The following is a 14,045-nucleotide window of genomic DNA, read 5'->3' as shown; positions in this document are numbered from 1 at the left end:
CGAAGCGGTATTCAACGCAGGGGCAACTTGCAACGGCCCCCGGCCGCCTTAAGTACCGACTGAAACTAAGCTCCCGGCGCGGCTCATAGCCTGGCCGGCCAGAAAGCCAGTGGTCCAGGCAGCCTGGAAGTTGAAGCCGCCGGTGATGCCGTCAATATCCAGCACCTCGCCGGCAAAGTGCAAGCCGGGCACCAAGCGGCTTTCCATAGTTTTCATGTTGACTTCGCCTAGCACGACGCCCCCGCAGGTTACAAATTCCTCCTTGAAAGTAGTTTTGCCGCGCACGGCCAGCGGCATGCGTAATAGCAGCTCAATCAGGCGGTTCTGAGCTTTGGCCGGCAGCTCGCTCCACCGAACCTCGGCCCGATGCCGGCCTGCTCCACCAGGGCCCGCCACAGGCGCTGGGGCAAGCCAAACAGCGGGTTGACCAGCACCACTTTCTTGCCGTTGTCGTCGCGGAAGGTGTGCAGCCAGGGGCGCAGTGTTTCCTCGTTGTAGGTCGGAATCCAGTTGACCAGGGCGGTACCGGTGTATTGGAGCTCATGCAAACGACGGGCACCCCAGGCCGAGAGCTTGAGCACGGCCGGGCCGCTTACGCCCCAGTGGGTAATCAGCAGAGGGCCTTCATAATCAAGCTTTTCGCCGGCTATGACGACGCGGGCGTGGGGCACACTCACGCCCATCAACTCCTTGAGCGGCGACTCGGGCACGTTGAAGGTAAACAGCGACGGAACTGGCTCGGCAATGGTGTGGCCCAACTGCCGCAGCCAGTTGTACCCCTCAGTTTTGGGTACGCCGCCAGTGGCCACAAGCAGGCGCTGGGCCGTCAGGGTCTGGGCGTGCGTGCCGGTGAGATGAATCCGGAAGCCACCCTGGGGCTGGGGCTCCACCTGCTCGGCATTGGTGTTCTGCAGAATCTGCACGCCGGCGTTGCGGGCCGCTTCCAGCAGGGCCTGGGCAATGGTTTCCGACGAATCGGTGGTAGGAAACATGCGGCCGTCGGCCTCGGTTTTGAGGGCCACGCCGCGGTCTTCAAACCAGCGCACCGTGTCCTGGGCCCCAAATTGCTGGAAAGGCTCCTTGAGCTTTTTGCCCCCCGCGGGTAGTGCTGCACCAGCTGGGCAGCCGAAAAGCAGGCGTGCGTCACGTTGCAGCGGCCCCGCCCGATACCCGCACTTTGCTCAGCAGCTTACCGGTTTTCTCTATTAGCAGCACGCGGGCCGCGGGGTTGGCCTCGGCACAGGCAATGGCGCCGAAAAAGCCGGCCGCCCCACCTCCCAGCACCACGACCGTCAGTTTATCAGTATTCACAAGGCAAAGATAACCCCAGATTCGCCCGGTTAGCAAATCAACCGGTTGGGTGGTCTAAATCGTGCCGTCGATTTTGAAAATCGTCCCGTCCATTTTTAAAACGAACGGGACGATTTGCCCAGTCAACCGCTACTGCTGGCAAAGTCTGACCAGCGCAGGGCAAAAAGGGTTTGGTTTTTAGATCCTAGCAGTATTCCAGGGCCGCCAGCAGGTTGTCGTGCTGAAACTCATAGTGCAGGGTGCGGCGGATCAGGCTGCTGTCGATGGTTTTGCCCCGCCCGAATTCGCTCCAAAAACCGGAGCGGCCAGGCCCAGCTGCTGGGTGGCGGCCTCATAGAACTCCCGGCGGGAGAGGTGCTGAGCGGCGCTGGCATTGAAGGTATGGCCCAGATATTCTGCTGGATAATACTGATAAGTAGCCCGATACAGTCGTCGAGGTGAATCAGGTTGACCGGGGCGTCGCCGTTGGGCACGTTCTGGCGACCCGCCAGAAAGCGGCCCGGCGGACGGTCCGGACCAATCAGGCCGCTCAGGCGCACTACTGTAGTTTGCCACTGCCCGTTAGCCGAGGTAAACTGCCCTTCCGCCCGCAGCAGGTCGGAAGAGGCCTCGGCTGAAGCCACGGCGTCAGCTTCGGTCATGGGCCGGGGCTCGTCGGGGTATACGCTCGTGGAGCTTACGAACAGCACGTGCCGGACGCCGGCGGCGGCCACGGCGCTGCCTACTGGGCGCAGCAGGGCCGGATAGCCACCCGGCCCGGCTTTGCTGGGCGGAATATTGAGTACCAGCACCTCAGTGCCAGTCAGCATGGCCCGGAGCGTGTCGGCGTCGGTGGCACTGAAATCGGGGCCCAGCTGGAGCAGGTAGGGCGTGATGCCCGCGTCGCGCAGGGTGAGCAGCTGCTTGGGCGTAGTGGTTGAGCCCACCACGGGGTAGCCGGCCTGCACCAGGCTTTTGGCCAAGGGCAAACCCAGCCAGCCGCAGCCGAGCACCGCAATGGAAGGAAGAACAGGAGAGGAGGAGGCAGTGGCAGTCATGAGGCCCAAAGGTGGGAAAAAATCCTTCTTCTCGTTTTATATAGGGGCAAAGCCAACAATTACCGTTCTTGCAGCTTTCCCATCCTTCCCTTTTTACTCCCCTTTTCTATGTCAGCCTACTCTCAACCCATGCTCCGCGACAATGCCCTGCAAGGCAAAACCATCGTCGTGACGGGCGGCGGCACTGGCCTGGGCCGGGCCATGACCACCTATTTCCTGCAGCTGGGGGCCAACGTAACGATTAGCAGCCGCAAGCTCGACGTGCTGGAAAAAACGGCCGAGGAGCTTCGCCAGCAAACCGGCGGCAACGTGCTGGCCGTGCAGTGCGACGTGCGCAAGTACGAGGAAGTGGAAGCCATGCTGCAAAAAACCGTCGACACATTTGGCGGCGTGGACGTGCTGCTGAATAATGCCGCCGGTAACTTCATCAGCCCCACCGAGCGGCTTTCTCACAAGGCCTTCGACGTGATTGTCGACATCGTGCTGCGCGGCTCCTACAACTGCACTCTGGCTTTCGGCAAGCGTTGGATTGCCGACAAAAAGCCCGGCACCATTCTCAATATTGTTACCACATATGCTTCCGTGGGCTCGGCCTACGTGGTGCCCTCGGCCGCGGCCAAGGCCGGCGTGCTGGCCATGACCCGCTCCCTGGCCGTGGAGTGGGCCAAATACGGTATCCGTTCCAACGCCATTGCCCCGGCCCCTTCCCGACGGAAGGCGCCTGGAGCCGCCTGTTTCCGGCTCCGCTGGCCGAAAAGCTTGACCCGGCCGCCTCAGTGCCCCTAAAGCGGGTGGGTGAATACCAGGAGCTGGCCAACCTGGCCGCCTACCTCGTGTCCGACTTCTCGGCCTACGTTAATGGTGAAGTCGTGACCATCGACGGGGGCGAATGGCTTAACGGCGCGGGCGAGTTTAACAAGCTGGAGATGATTCCGGCCCCGATGTGGGACGAAATCGAAAAAGCTATGCGCGGCAACCGCTGAGGCCCACGGGCTTCAGTTGGTCTGCCGCTTCAGCGAAGCACTGCAGCTGTTTCGCAGGCACAAAGGGCCGGTTTAAGGTTAGAAGCATCAGTCTTCTGGCCTTGAGCCGGCCTTTTGCTTGTTAGTCGTGCCCACCAAACCAGGTATAAATACCTGGTTTGAAAAACAGGTGCTTATACGCGGAGAAGCCCGAGGCTGGGCAGCTTCCTTTGTAGAGTAATCTACTCTAGACAAGCCCAAGTAAGCCATTCAGAACTGCCTCTACCCATCCACGACATGATCCAGAATCTTTTGCCTGGCGCAGTGAAGCAGGTCCAGGCGCATGAAATCGAAGACGTGGTGTATCTGTACCGCACCGAGCAGGGCGGAGGCGGCCCGGGACTGGTAAGCTGGCAAACAGCTGACAAGGCTCCCCAGATTCTGCAAATCGTGGTGGGGCAAACCGTGCCTTTCCCTATCAACGGGGCAGCTGGCACGCTAACCAATAACTGCCCGTCGGTGGTGCGGGTGCTGCGACCGAACCAGTTGGAACCCGGAGCAGCTACAGCCCGAGTGACAGAGGCAGCAAGAATTTAATCAATACGTGAGGATTACTATCAGGAGCGGACTATGGTGATGCCCGCATGCAAGGGTGTTTATTTTTATACGAATCGTTACCTACGCAACGGCCGCTCCCAAGTAAGGGAAGCGGCCGTTGGCTAATTAGGCAAAGCGGTACTTAGAATTTATAGCCTTTGTAGTCCTTGGCAAACTCGGCGGCCGGAATGGGCTGATTGGCTACAACTTCCGAAAACTCGAACTTCTCAAACAGGCCCTTGTCGTCGTGCACCTGCACCATAGTGGGCAGAAACGTTTTCTGGTCGACGCAAACGATGGTGCGGCGGCCGTAGCTATTGGGCACCTGCAGAACCTTGCCGGCCGGCACCGTTTCCTCGACTGATAGGCCGTTGCGCTCCATAATGCGGTATTCGCCGCAGCCAAACCGCTCGGCAATGCGGGAAATAGACTCGGCCTTGGCCGGCTTGTATGTCACGTAGCGAAACTGCGGGAAATCGGAGCGCAGCACGTGGCAGGCCCGGCCGGCCACCACCGAGTCGCCGGTGTAGCGGAAGCTGCGCTCGTAGGCGTGGTCCTGGCGCATAGTGGAGCCCTTAATCAGGTCGGCAATGGTACCAAAGCCTGCGTTGAGCACCGTGTGATGCTGGTTGCGGCGCATCACCGAGCCATTGGGGTCCAGGTTGAGCGTTACGTAAGGGAAGGCGTTGGGATTAACCCAGGCGTCGCCGTTGTTCTGCCCCGTGACCCACAGCACTTCCACGCCTTTCTGGTTGCGTACGTACACTTTCAGCGGGCTGAAGGCAATTTTCATCGTGGAGCGGGCGGTCTGGTACTTATTGCCCTCCAGCCGCTCCCGGGCCTGCACGGTGCAGCGCAGGGTTTTCAGGGATTCAATAGAGCCAGACAGACGGGAAAGCAGCTGCTCGGTGGTAAGCTTATCGGCCGGAGCCGGAGCTGCCGCCAGGGCCGCCAGCAGCAGCAGCGCCACCGCCGGGAGCCGGAAAATAGAAGTCATGCGGGAATGGATGGGTAGAGTAGAAAGCCTAAAAACGGCGGCAGTGCGAAAACCGCGCCGGAGCTGTAAACTACCGAATTATGCTTAATTCAGGCTAATGCGCGGGAAACGGGAGGCAGTGCTGTCGAACACGAAAAGCTCGTCGATTTCGACCTGCAAAAAGAAGCGGTAGAGCGGAAACTGCTCTACGGTAGTGCGCACGGCTTCCTCACTGCTGCCATTCATCGTAATCCAGCCGCGGGTGCGGTTGGCACTGATGGCGTAGGCCTCCACCACGTTGGCCTCAATCAGTTCATTGATGAGGTGGCGGTGCTCGGGAATAAGCGCAATGAACTCTTCGTCAAAGGAATCCGGAAAGCGGACGGTGACAACAAACTTAGCCATGCGGAAGAAATGTGGTACTGTCTAAACGCCGGGCCAAAGGTAAAGTTGGGCTTGAGAGGCCCAACAGGCAACTTTTTGCGGCCAAAACCAGAATAGCGGGTATGCATTTCGCCCTGATTACCCCAGCCACAACCGCCGGCAGTATCTGCCCGAAGCCATTGCCAGCGTCCAGGCCAGCGTGAGTGCCCCGCTGGATTTCTCCCGGGAGCACCTGATTTACGAAAACGGCTCCACCGACGGCAGCCGCGAGTGGCTGCAGCAGCTCAGCCAGCCCGACCTGCGCTACTGGACCACACCGGAAAAAGTGCTGGCCGGCCGGGCCCGCAACCGCCTGATCGAACAGGCCCCGGCCGACGCCTGGCTCGTGCCGCTCGACGACGATGATATTCTGCTCCAGCGCTGCCTCTACCACTACGCCGCTCAGATTGAGCAACACCCCGCCCAGCCCTGGTTTGTAGCCGATTTTCTGCGCATGGACCAGGACCGGCGCTACCTGCCCAACGAGGACTACTACGCCTGGCGCTTCGACTCGCCCGTGGCCATGCTGCACGCCATTTTCAAGGCTGAGCACTTCATTCAGGGCAACGTGTGCTACAGCCGCGCCTTGTTCGACCAGGTAGGCGGCTACGACGAGGAGCTGGCCATGGCCGAAGATCTGGACCTCTACGTGCGGTTTTTGCTGGCCGGGCACTTGCCCGTACTTTCGCCTCACATCAGCCATCTGCACCGCTTCCACAACAGCAACGTCAGCATTGGCGTGGATGCCGGCAAGCACAACGAGGACCTGCGGGTGATTTATGACAAGTATGCCGAGCAGCTCAAAGCCCTGGGCGTAGAGCGGCCGGGGTAGCCCTACTCCTTGTACACTACGCCGCCTTTCACCACCAGCCGCACCTGCCGCAGCGCGGTAATCTGCTGGGTCGGGTCGCCTTCCACCGCTACTAGGTCGGCCAGCAGGCCGGGCTGGATGCGGCCCCGGTCGAGCAGGTGGAAGATGCGGGCGTTGCCGCTGGTCTGGCCCTGGAGCACTTCCAATGGGCTAAACCCGTATTCCTGCACTAGCAGCTCGGCTTCGCGGCTGTTTTCGCCGTGCCGAAATACGCCCACATCGCCGCCCACGGCCAGCTGCACCCCGCTTTTGCGGGCGGCTTGCACGCTCAGCCGTTTCTGCTGAATTCGCTCAGGCTCGGCGCCCTGGCCTTTTTTCCAGCCCTGGTACTGGGAAATGGCGTCGCCAGCGGCCACGGTGGGGCATAGGGCTACGCCGCGCTGCTTCATGAGCTTGAATACTTCCGCCGTGCCCCGTCGCCGTGCTCAATGGTTTCGACGCCGGCCAGCGTGGCCCGGCGCATGCCTTCGGGCGTAGAGGCGTGGGCTACCACGGGCCGACCGGCTCCTTTGGCGGTTTGTACAATCAGGGTCAGCTCGTCCTGCGAAAATGTAGGCCGGGAAGGCTCGCCCTTGCCCCAGCGGTAGTCGGCGTACACCTTGATGATGTCGGCGCCTTTGCCAATCTGCTCCCGCACGGCCCGCACGATGCCGTCCGTGCCGTCGGCTTCCTGGGCCCCCTGGGGTACTTCCACGTCCACGGAAAGCTTGGGACCGTAGCTGCCGGTGGCTACCAGGGCCCGGGTGGCAATCAGCAGGCGGGGACCGGGAATAAAGCCCTGGTCAATAGCCTGCTTGAGACCCAAGTCGGCGTAGTCGGCGCCCTCGGTGCCCAGGTCGCGGGCGGTGGTGTAGCCGGCCAGCAGCGTGGCTCGGGCGTGGGCCGTAGCCCGGGCCACCCGCAGCGCCTGCGACTCCTGCAGCACCTGGTCGTTCCAGGTAGTTTCGTTGTAGGGGTGCAGCAGCAGGTGGGAGTGGCCCTCAATCAGGCCCGGCAGCAGAGTTTGGCCCGGCAGCTCCACGGTGCGGGCGCCGGCCGGCGCAGTGATTTGGGCCGCGGGGCCGGCGGCCTTGATTGTGGAGCCTTCCACGAGCACCGCCCAACCCGGGTGCATGGTTTCGCCGTCGAAGACGGCGGCGGGGCGTAGCAAGAGCGGAGTCGCAGGGTTATTTGACGACTGGGCGTTTGCTGCAGCGGAAACGAGCAGGACTAGTCCGACCCAACTCCGGTGGAGTGCGTCAACGAAGTTTACCATGGGAAAGCTTGTAATACTGACGACCCAGATAGTGCAGGAATGAAATACCCGGGGCTAGTGGTGGGTCAGGGGTTGTTATTTCGGGGAGGCCAATCAGGTCGCGCAACAGGGTGGCAGCTTGTCTAGCGGCATGTATAGTTGGGAGTTGCGCAAAGAGAAGCCACGGCCCGGCCTTCGTGAGTTGTACTTCGACCAATCCGTAGCTAGGCTCATCCGGATCAATGGATGCAAGCTCCCGCACCTGAATGCTATGGATGGAACTGAGGGGGAGTTCTGGTCCGAGGGGAAGGGTAGCCTGCTCCTGCAGCTTGACGGGAGAAAAGTAGCAGCATGCCTCGCCCGCCGTATACTTCAGACGAATTATACCTGCGTACGTCGCCTGAACCCGAGCAGCAGAGGCTTGGAAGAATTGACTAACCAAAAGCAGGACCAGCAGCAGTATGCTCCAGGGCCATACAGGTTGCTTTACATAGATCAGCAAGTTATACACGAGGATTAGCACGGTGCCGGTCCCGAGCAGCTGCAACGTCCAGTGGAGGTTCGGACCCAGCGGTTGCTCGGTATGATACTCGTAGGAAAGCTCCAAATCATAGTGGGAATAACGCAAGTGCGTACGGCTGCCGCGAAGGAGAACCGCCAGGTCGCGCAGCTGATAGAATACGGGCCGACTGAATTCCATGCCCGAACCTACGCAAAACGCCTGGTTTCCAACTTAGAAACAGGGTTTTTGCGACCAAGAAATCCAGTAGCGGAGCGTCGCAGGAGGTCTGTTGGTGCCGACGTTTTGCAGGGGCCAGACAAATGAGGGGAACAGCAGGCGCTGGAAGCCAGTGCCGGGACCGTTAGCTCACGCGAGACAGGAAGGAAGTAGTTGTAGTATTTAAAGCTTCGGCTGCTTCCGCAAATTGTATGAAATGCCTACCTGACCATCCCAGACAAATTGACGCGAATCGTTGAAGCGGTAATGGCCGTCTTCTACCGGCTCGTTGGGCAAAAGCAGCTGCGGGTGCAGCCGGGCGTCCAGGCTAAAGCGGCTGTCATCCGCCAGGCGGTAAGTTAGGGCCGACCAGATGCCGACACCCCATTTAGCCCGGTCGCTCCGTTCCTGGGCGCCCAGCACATAGCGGCCGGCGCTCAGGCCCAGCGTGGCCTGCAATGGGGCACTGATGGACAAGCGGTAGGCCAGAAAGGCTTCCAGCGAGTACAGATAGTTGTGGTATTCCGTAATCTGGCGCCCACCACTGCCCATGAAGCCGGTAACAAACTCTTGATAGGCTTGACGTTGCCGTGCCGCCCCCAGTACCACGCCGCCGACCAACTTTGGGGCGAAAGGAAATTCAGCGCTCAGGCTCAGGGCCGGGGCCCCGGTGAAGGACGGTTTTTCCAGGCGTTTGTAGCCGCCCGTTAGGGCCAGCTTTTGGCCAAAGGCAGCGGGAAAGGCCCTGGAAAGGTCAGGAGGAGAATACCGTAAAAGCGCCGCATATGATAGAATGTTGATAAAAAGCAAAAGGGCGCTACCCCAAAGAGCAGCGCCCAGTGCGCGAAGGTAGCGGAGAAACTCAGCCTAGGCCTTTTCTTTCTCCTTGCGCTTCACTTTCATCTTCTTCACTTCTTTGCTCGCCTCGGGCGTAGCCGTGCCGTTGGGCCCGCCCACCAGGGTCATTTCCTTGACCAGATGGCCGGCGCCAGCGTATTTGTCGACCACGAAGAGCATGTAGCGCACGTCGAGGGTGATGTTGCGGACACGGTCGGGGTCGAACATGATGTCGCTCATGGTGCCTTCCCAGTTACGGTCGAAGTTGGTGCCGATCAGCTCGCCGTTGCCATTAATAACCGGGGAGCCGGAGTTGCCGCCGGTGGTGTGGTTGGTGGCAATAAAGGCCACGGGCACGGTGCCATTCACCGCGTAGGGACCGTAATCCTTGGTTTTGTAGAGCTCCGCCAAGCGGGCGGGCACCTCAAAATCGGGGTTGGTAGGGTCAGCCTTTTCCATGATGCCGTCGAGGGTGGTGTAGTAGTCATACTTCACGCCGTCGGCGGGCTCGTAGGTGGCTACCTGCCCATAGGCCACGCGCAGGGTGGAGTTGGCGTCGGGGTAGAACTTCCGGTCGGTCTGCATCTGGCGCAGGCCAGCCACGTAGGTGCGCTGCAGCAGGGTGATGTTGTCGGTGTAAGTCGTGTAGTTAGGCAGAATCGTAGCGCGGTAGTTGGTCACGATGGCGCGGATAAGCTGCATAGCCGGGTCATCGGCTAGGGTCTGCACGTTGCCTTTGCCTACTTCATCGAGCACCGCCTGGGTGCTGGCCTCGGTCGTGAGTTTCGACTTACTGTATAGCGAGTTGACGTAGGTGGTCCAGCCAGTTTTGCCGGTGTACTGCTTCTGCAGATTCTTTACGTAAGCGGGCAGCAAGGCGGTGGGTGTGCCGTCGGCGTAGAGCGGGAGCAAGGCGGCGGCTACTTTCTGGTCAGTGCTGACGGAATAGTTGCGGAAAAAGCCCAGGATGCCTTTTTTGGCTTTGCCCACGGCCGTGGCCAGGTCGGCGGCGGGAGCTTTTTTCTCCACCATGTCTACCAGGGGCAGCAGGCTATTGGCGTGGGCCAGGAGCTCAATGCCCAGGGCGGCTTCGGTCACGTAATCCCGGGCCAGGGTGTAGTCGCGCACGGCGCGGTAGTTTTTCTCTAGTTCGGGCAGCAAAGGGCCGTAAGCGGCTTTCTGGGCCTCAGTACCCTTCTGAGCCCACTGAATGAACTTGGCATCCTGCTCCTTTTTGCGGTTCACGGCGTCGAGCTTTTTGAGGCCGCGGGTTTCGCCGATCCACTTTTTCCAGTAGTTGGCAATGCTGGCGTACTTGGCCGCGTACTGAATCCGGACCTTGTCGGAGGCCTTCATGTCCTGATCCAGCAGCCGCAGCTTGGCGTCGCGCACCTTGATTTTGGCCGGGTTCGAGAGGGAATACACCTCATCGACGCCCCAGGAAGTGAGGTACTCATTGGTGCGGCCGGGAAAGCCGAAGACGAGGGTAAAGTCGCCGGGCTTGATGCCGTTGAGCGAGATGGGCAGGTGGTGACGGGGCTTGAAGGGCTTGTTGTCCTTGGAATAGGCAGCGGGCTTGTTGTCGGGGCCGGCGTAGATGCGGAAGATGCTAAAGTCGCCGGTGTGGCGGGGCCAGGCCCAGTTGTCGGTGTCGCCGCCAAACTTGCCGATGCTGCTCGGCGGGGCGCCTACCAGGCGGATGTCCTCAAATACCTCGGTAACAAACATGTAGTACTCGTTGCCGTTGTAGAACGGGCGGATAAACGACTCGTAGTGCGTGCCCTGCACGGCGGCCTGGGCCACGCGGGCAATATTGGCCTGCACCATCTTTTCCCGGTCGGCTTCCGCAATGCCCTGGGTGGGCACGCCGGCCAGCACCTGGCTCGTCACGTCTTCCATGCGCACAATAAACGTGGCCGTCAGGCCCGGATTGGGTAATTCCTGGTCCTGGTTCATGGCCCAGTAGCCGTTGGTCAGGTAGTCTTTCTCCACCGAGGAGTGCTGCTGAATCTGGCTGTAGCCGCAGTGGTGGTTGGTGAGAAGCAGGCCCTGGTCGGATATGATTTCGCCGGTGCAGCCCCCGCCGAACTGCACCACGGCATCTTTCAGGCTGCCCTGGTTGACGCTGTATATCTGCTCGGCAGTGAGCTTGAGGCCTTTGCTTTGCATGTCGGCCTCGTTGAGCTGCTTGAGTAGCAGGGGCAGCCACATGCCTTCGTCGGCGCGGGCCGCGGGCAGGTAGGAAAGAAGGGCAAGGGCCAGCAGCGCCAGCCGGGTAGTAATGCGCATATGGAAAGGAGTGGGTGAGCAGAAAAGGTGGGCCGCCCGAGCAGCCCCGCGAATTTCGCGGATTTTGCCGACGTTGAAGTAGCCCGGGCGGACTGCAAAAAAGAAACCCCGGCGTTGGGGGCCGGGTTCAGTTGCTTAGCAGAAAGCCGGAGCGGTTTAGGAATGACCTAGCTCGGCAACGGCGGGCGTGGCTTTGTCGGTATCAACGGCTACGGCGGCGGGCACCAGGTCACTTTCCGCTTCCTGGGCTTCGGCGGCGTGGGTTTTCTCCCACTCCCGGAACCGGGTAATTTCTTCCTGGAAGGAGCCCACAAACCAGCTCATCAGGCTCAAATCGTCCAGGAAGCCCACCACGGGAATAAAGTCGGGCACCAGGTCGATGGGCGAGAGGGTGTAAAGCAGCACGCCCAGGCCGGAGAGGATGGTCTGGGTTTCGATCTGGCGGTAGGAGCCGGTGACGTAGTTTTTCACCAGGCGCACCACGGTCAGCATCACGTCGAGCAGCTGGCGAAACTTGTTGTCGCCGCTTTTCTTATCGGCCAGCTTGTTGGCCACTTCGTTGAGCACCAGCACTACTTTAAACGGGCGACCCAGCAGGCGGCCGGCGCGGTTCATAAACACGCTGAACAGGGCGTTCTTGGAAATCGACAGACCTTTTTCGGCAAGTGACGACATAGGAGAGGAGTTAGGGGAATAATTGCAGCGTGTACGCAGCCCCAGCCCGGGAAGTTGGTTACCTTCGCCCCCGACACCAAGCTCCTCCGTCTATGTCAACCACCGAGCGGCCCATTGAGGGCCAGTATTTAGCGTACTGCGACCTGTACATAAATAACATTCCCGAGGGTGCCGACCCGCTGTACATCCTGGAAAAGCTGCCCGATGCCCTGCACGAGGCCGTGGGCCAGCTCAGCGACGAGCAGGCCCGCTTTGCCTACGCCCCGGGCAAGTGGAGCATCAAGGAGATGCTGGTGCACGTCATCGATACTGAGCGCATTTTTGCGTACCGCGCCCTGCGCATGTCCCGCAACGACAAAACTGATTTGCCCGGCTACGAGCAGGACGACTACGTGCCGGCTTCCGAGGCCAATGAGCGCCCCTTGAGCGACATTCTGGCCGAGTATGCTACCGTACGGGCAGCCACGCTTTCGTTGTTCCGCTCATTTTCGGAAACTCAGTTGGCACGCACCGGCACGGCCAATGGCGGCCCGGCCAGCGTGCGGGCCCTGCTGTTCATCATTCCCGGCCACGAACTGCACCACCTGCGTATTCTGCGCGAGCGGTACTTTCCGGCACTGAGCTAGTCATAGTTCACACAACACCTGCGCGCTTCATTGCGTTAGGAACCTAGGAATTCAATTTCTACCCAAATCAACCTGCATCATGGCTAAAGCACAAGACGCCCGCAAAGAGAAGAAAAAGGAGCCCGCCAAAACCACCAAGGAAAAGAAGGCGGCCAAAGACGAGAAGAAACGCGCTAAGAATAGCAGCAGCGAATAGTCTGGCGCTGGCTTTGTTCCAAAAGCTGAAATCCCCCGGTACCTGCAGTCAGGTGCCGGGGATTTTCGTGTTATAAGGTCGGATGAAGCAGGATATTCGTCTTGGGTTTCCAGGAGCCAAAGCACGCAATTTCCAAAGTGTCTACCACTAACACTTGGTTATGCTATTCATTACTAAGGGCTTGATGCTTTTTTCAGGTTCAGTAGTATTGTTGTTGCTGTCTGATTTAAAGAAATACCATTTGTATATCTCAATGTACTTTTGCTTGCGTCTGTAGGATGTAATTACGTATGATTCTTTTTGCTTGTGAATAACGTCGCCCTGCTTAAGGTAATTTGAACAGTCAAGATGAACTTGGAGCGAAATGGCTTTTCCATTAACTGACAAAATAGGCATGCCTCTTCTGTAATTATATATTGTATCAATCCGTCCGTTAATTTCGCTTTCAAAGTAAGCCTTCCCGTGCAGGGTATCTCTAGTGTGTATATAATTAACTATAAAGAAACCTAGTAGTAGAATTGAAATAGAGTACTTCAATACCTTGACAGTCCTGATTTGAAAGGGTGAGACTGGTGTAAAACTCATATTAATTTCTGAACTAGATATAAAAGTAGCTTGCCTTAGGTAAGAATCGTTTGGGCAAGGGAGCAGTTATAGGTTAGAGCGTGTAATAGGGCTCTTTTTCCTTGTCGTGGTGGCGGATGTAGCCGTGCAGGGTGAGCTTGATTAGCGTTTGGTAAGCCCGGCGCTTGCCCAGGTTGCCGAGCCGCATATACTGGGCCAGGGTGATGCGCGGGTGCTTGCGCAGATAGTCGAGCACGGCCAGTTCGTGGCGGTTGAGGGGGAGCTTTTCAAACTGCTGGGGCTGCTGCCGCTCCATTACTTTTTCGGTCAGGCCACTGGTTTGCACGCTTTCGTCGCGCACGCGCACGTAGCCGCGCCAGTCGCCCTCGGCCACCTGGGCGCGGTGGGGCTTGTGGGTGCTTTCGCGCACGGTCACAATCAGCACAGTGCGGCCTTCCTCTTCCACTTCCTTGAAATTGAGCGGAATAGGCGGGTCGATGTACTGCTCGGCGGCTAGGCGCAGCACGTACATTTCCTCCTCGGCATCCCGCACGCCCACGATGCGGCCGTCGTCGTCGACGCCCACCAGCACCCGGCCGCCGTGGGTGTTGGCCAGCGAGGCCAGGGTGCGGGCAATGCGGGTGGGATGGGTGGTTTTCTTCTTGAATTCCAGCCGTTCCCCCTCGCCGTGCCGGATGAGTTCCTGTAGTTCTGACATAGGTACGTGGT

The 14,045-nt window shown here is 59.5% G+C and carries 12 protein-coding genes and 3 pseudogenes; 4 read left to right on the top strand and 11 right to left on the bottom strand.

The window, feature by feature from the left end:
* Positions 1-48: 48 nt before the first annotated feature.
* Positions 49-1,296 (bottom strand): annotated as a pseudogene (locus tag MUN79_RS21345) (BaiN/RdsA family NAD(P)/FAD-dependent oxidoreductase).
* Between the two features lie 242 nt (positions 1,297-1,538).
* Positions 1,539-2,348: a Rossmann-fold NAD(P)-binding domain-containing protein gene (locus tag MUN79_RS21340; protein WP_244674587.1), complete on the bottom strand. Its 810-nt coding sequence runs from the start codon at positions 2,346-2,348 to the stop codon at positions 1,539-1,541.
* Positions 2,349-2,456: 108 nt separating this feature from the next.
* On the opposite strand from MUN79_RS21340, the pseudogene MUN79_RS21335 reads away from it, so the two are divergent.
* Both MUN79_RS21335 and MUN79_RS21330 read left to right on the top strand, forming a co-directional pair.
* A pseudogene (locus MUN79_RS21335) lies at positions 2,457-3,331 on the top strand (SDR family oxidoreductase).
* Between the two features lie 276 nt (positions 3,332-3,607).
* The gene (locus MUN79_RS21330) at positions 3,608-3,907 is read left to right on the top strand and encodes a hypothetical protein (protein WP_244674586.1); all 300 of its coding nucleotides are present in this window, start codon (positions 3,608-3,610) and stop codon (positions 3,905-3,907) included.
* A 142-nt stretch (positions 3,908-4,049) separates the two neighbouring features.
* Here MUN79_RS21330 and MUN79_RS21325 read toward each other — a convergent pair whose 3' ends face one another.
* Both MUN79_RS21325 and MUN79_RS21320 read right to left on the bottom strand, forming a co-directional pair.
* The gene (locus MUN79_RS21325) at positions 4,050-4,904 is read right to left on the bottom strand and encodes a DUF1571 domain-containing protein (RefSeq protein ID WP_244674585.1); all 855 of its coding nucleotides are present in this window, start codon (positions 4,902-4,904) and stop codon (positions 4,050-4,052) included.
* A gap of 84 nt (positions 4,905-4,988) precedes the next feature.
* Entirely contained in the window at positions 4,989-5,288 is a 300-nt protein-coding gene (locus tag MUN79_RS21320; RefSeq protein WP_244674584.1) for a hypothetical protein, read from the bottom strand.
* 133 nt (positions 5,289-5,421) lie between these two features.
* On the opposite strand from MUN79_RS21320, the pseudogene MUN79_RS21315 reads away from it, so the two are divergent.
* A pseudogene (locus tag MUN79_RS21315) lies at positions 5,422-6,138 on the top strand (glycosyltransferase family 2 protein); the annotation flags it as partial.
* Between the two features lie 2 nt (positions 6,139-6,140).
* Here MUN79_RS21315 and MUN79_RS31315 read toward each other — a convergent pair.
* The 6 genes from MUN79_RS31315 to MUN79_RS21290 all read right to left on the bottom strand — a co-directional run bounded on the left by MUN79_RS31315 (position 6,141) and on the right by MUN79_RS21290 (position 11,930).
* Positions 6,141-6,566 (bottom strand): amidohydrolase family protein, encoded by a 426-nt coding sequence (locus tag MUN79_RS31315; protein ID WP_311136547.1) that lies wholly within the window; start codon positions 6,564-6,566, stop codon positions 6,141-6,143.
* A complete protein-coding gene (locus MUN79_RS31310; protein WP_311136546.1) occupies positions 6,563-7,327 on the bottom strand; it encodes an amidohydrolase family protein in 765 nt (254 codons plus the stop codon). The genes MUN79_RS31315 and MUN79_RS31310 overlap by 4 nt, the downstream gene beginning before the upstream one ends.
* Before the next feature lie 88 nt (positions 7,328-7,415).
* On the bottom strand, positions 7,416-8,039 hold the full coding sequence (locus MUN79_RS21305) for a hypothetical protein (protein WP_244674582.1): 624 nt from the start codon (positions 8,037-8,039) through the stop codon (positions 7,416-7,418).
* A 273-nt stretch (positions 8,040-8,312) separates the two neighbouring features.
* Positions 8,313-8,681, bottom strand: coding sequence for a hypothetical protein (locus tag MUN79_RS21300; RefSeq protein WP_244674581.1), 369 nt, complete (start codon positions 8,679-8,681; stop codon positions 8,313-8,315).
* Between the two features lie 315 nt (positions 8,682-8,996).
* Positions 8,997-11,255, bottom strand: coding sequence for a S46 family peptidase (locus MUN79_RS21295; protein ID WP_244674580.1), 2,259 nt, complete (start codon positions 11,253-11,255; stop codon positions 8,997-8,999).
* Positions 11,256-11,411: 156 nt separating this feature from the next.
* The gene (locus MUN79_RS21290) at positions 11,412-11,930 is read right to left on the bottom strand and encodes a YkvA family protein (RefSeq protein ID WP_244674579.1); all 519 of its coding nucleotides are present in this window, start codon (positions 11,928-11,930) and stop codon (positions 11,412-11,414) included.
* Between the two features lie 92 nt (positions 11,931-12,022).
* On the opposite strand from MUN79_RS21290, the gene MUN79_RS21285 reads away from it, so the two are divergent.
* Positions 12,023-12,556: a DinB family protein gene (locus tag MUN79_RS21285; RefSeq protein WP_244674578.1), complete on the top strand. Its 534-nt coding sequence runs from the start codon at positions 12,023-12,025 to the stop codon at positions 12,554-12,556.
* Between the two features lie 854 nt (positions 12,557-13,410).
* On the opposite strand, the gene MUN79_RS21280 is transcribed toward MUN79_RS21285, so the two are convergent.
* The gene (locus MUN79_RS21280; RefSeq protein ID WP_244674577.1) at positions 13,411-14,034 is read right to left on the bottom strand and encodes an AlbA family DNA-binding domain-containing protein; all 624 of its coding nucleotides are present in this window, start codon (positions 14,032-14,034) and stop codon (positions 13,411-13,413) included.
* Positions 14,035-14,045 lie beyond the last annotated feature (11 nt).

This window comes from Hymenobacter cellulosilyticus (genome assembly GCF_022919215.1).
GTDB classification, from domain to species: Bacteria; Bacteroidota; Bacteroidia; order Cytophagales; family Hymenobacteraceae; genus Hymenobacter; species Hymenobacter cellulosilyticus.
This window is presented reverse-complemented; position numbering and strand designations above follow the sequence as displayed.

Coding starts and splice junctions, on each gene's coding strand:
- MUN79_RS21300 (WP_244674581.1), bottom strand. CDS start 8,681: ATGGGCAGTGGTGGGCGCCAGATTACGGAATACCACAACTATCTGTAC.
- MUN79_RS21325 (WP_244674585.1), bottom strand. CDS start 4,904: ATGACTTCTATTTTCCGGCTCCCGGCGGTGGCGCTGCTGCTGCTGGCG.
- MUN79_RS31315 (WP_311136547.1), bottom strand. CDS start 6,566: ATGAAGCAGCGCGGCGTAGCCCTATGCCCCACCGTGGCCGCTGGCGAC.
- MUN79_RS21295 (WP_244674580.1), bottom strand. CDS start 11,255: ATGCGCATTACTACCCGGCTGGCGCTGCTGGCCCTTGCCCTTCTTTCC.
- MUN79_RS21290 (WP_244674579.1), bottom strand. CDS start 11,930: ATGTCGTCACTTGCCGAAAAAGGTCTGTCGATTTCCAAGAACGCCCTG.
- MUN79_RS21285 (WP_244674578.1), top strand. CDS start 12,023: ATGTCAACCACCGAGCGGCCCATTGAGGGCCAGTATTTAGCGTACTGC.
- MUN79_RS21330 (WP_244674586.1), top strand. CDS start 3,608: ATGATCCAGAATCTTTTGCCTGGCGCAGTGAAGCAGGTCCAGGCGCAT.
- MUN79_RS21320 (WP_244674584.1), bottom strand. CDS start 5,288: ATGGCTAAGTTTGTTGTCACCGTCCGCTTTCCGGATTCCTTTGACGAA.
- MUN79_RS21340 (WP_244674587.1), bottom strand. CDS start 2,348: ATGACTGCCACTGCCTCCTCCTCTCCTGTTCTTCCTTCCATTGCGGTG.
- MUN79_RS21280 (WP_244674577.1), bottom strand. CDS start 14,034: ATGTCAGAACTACAGGAACTCATCCGGCACGGCGAGGGGGAACGGCTG.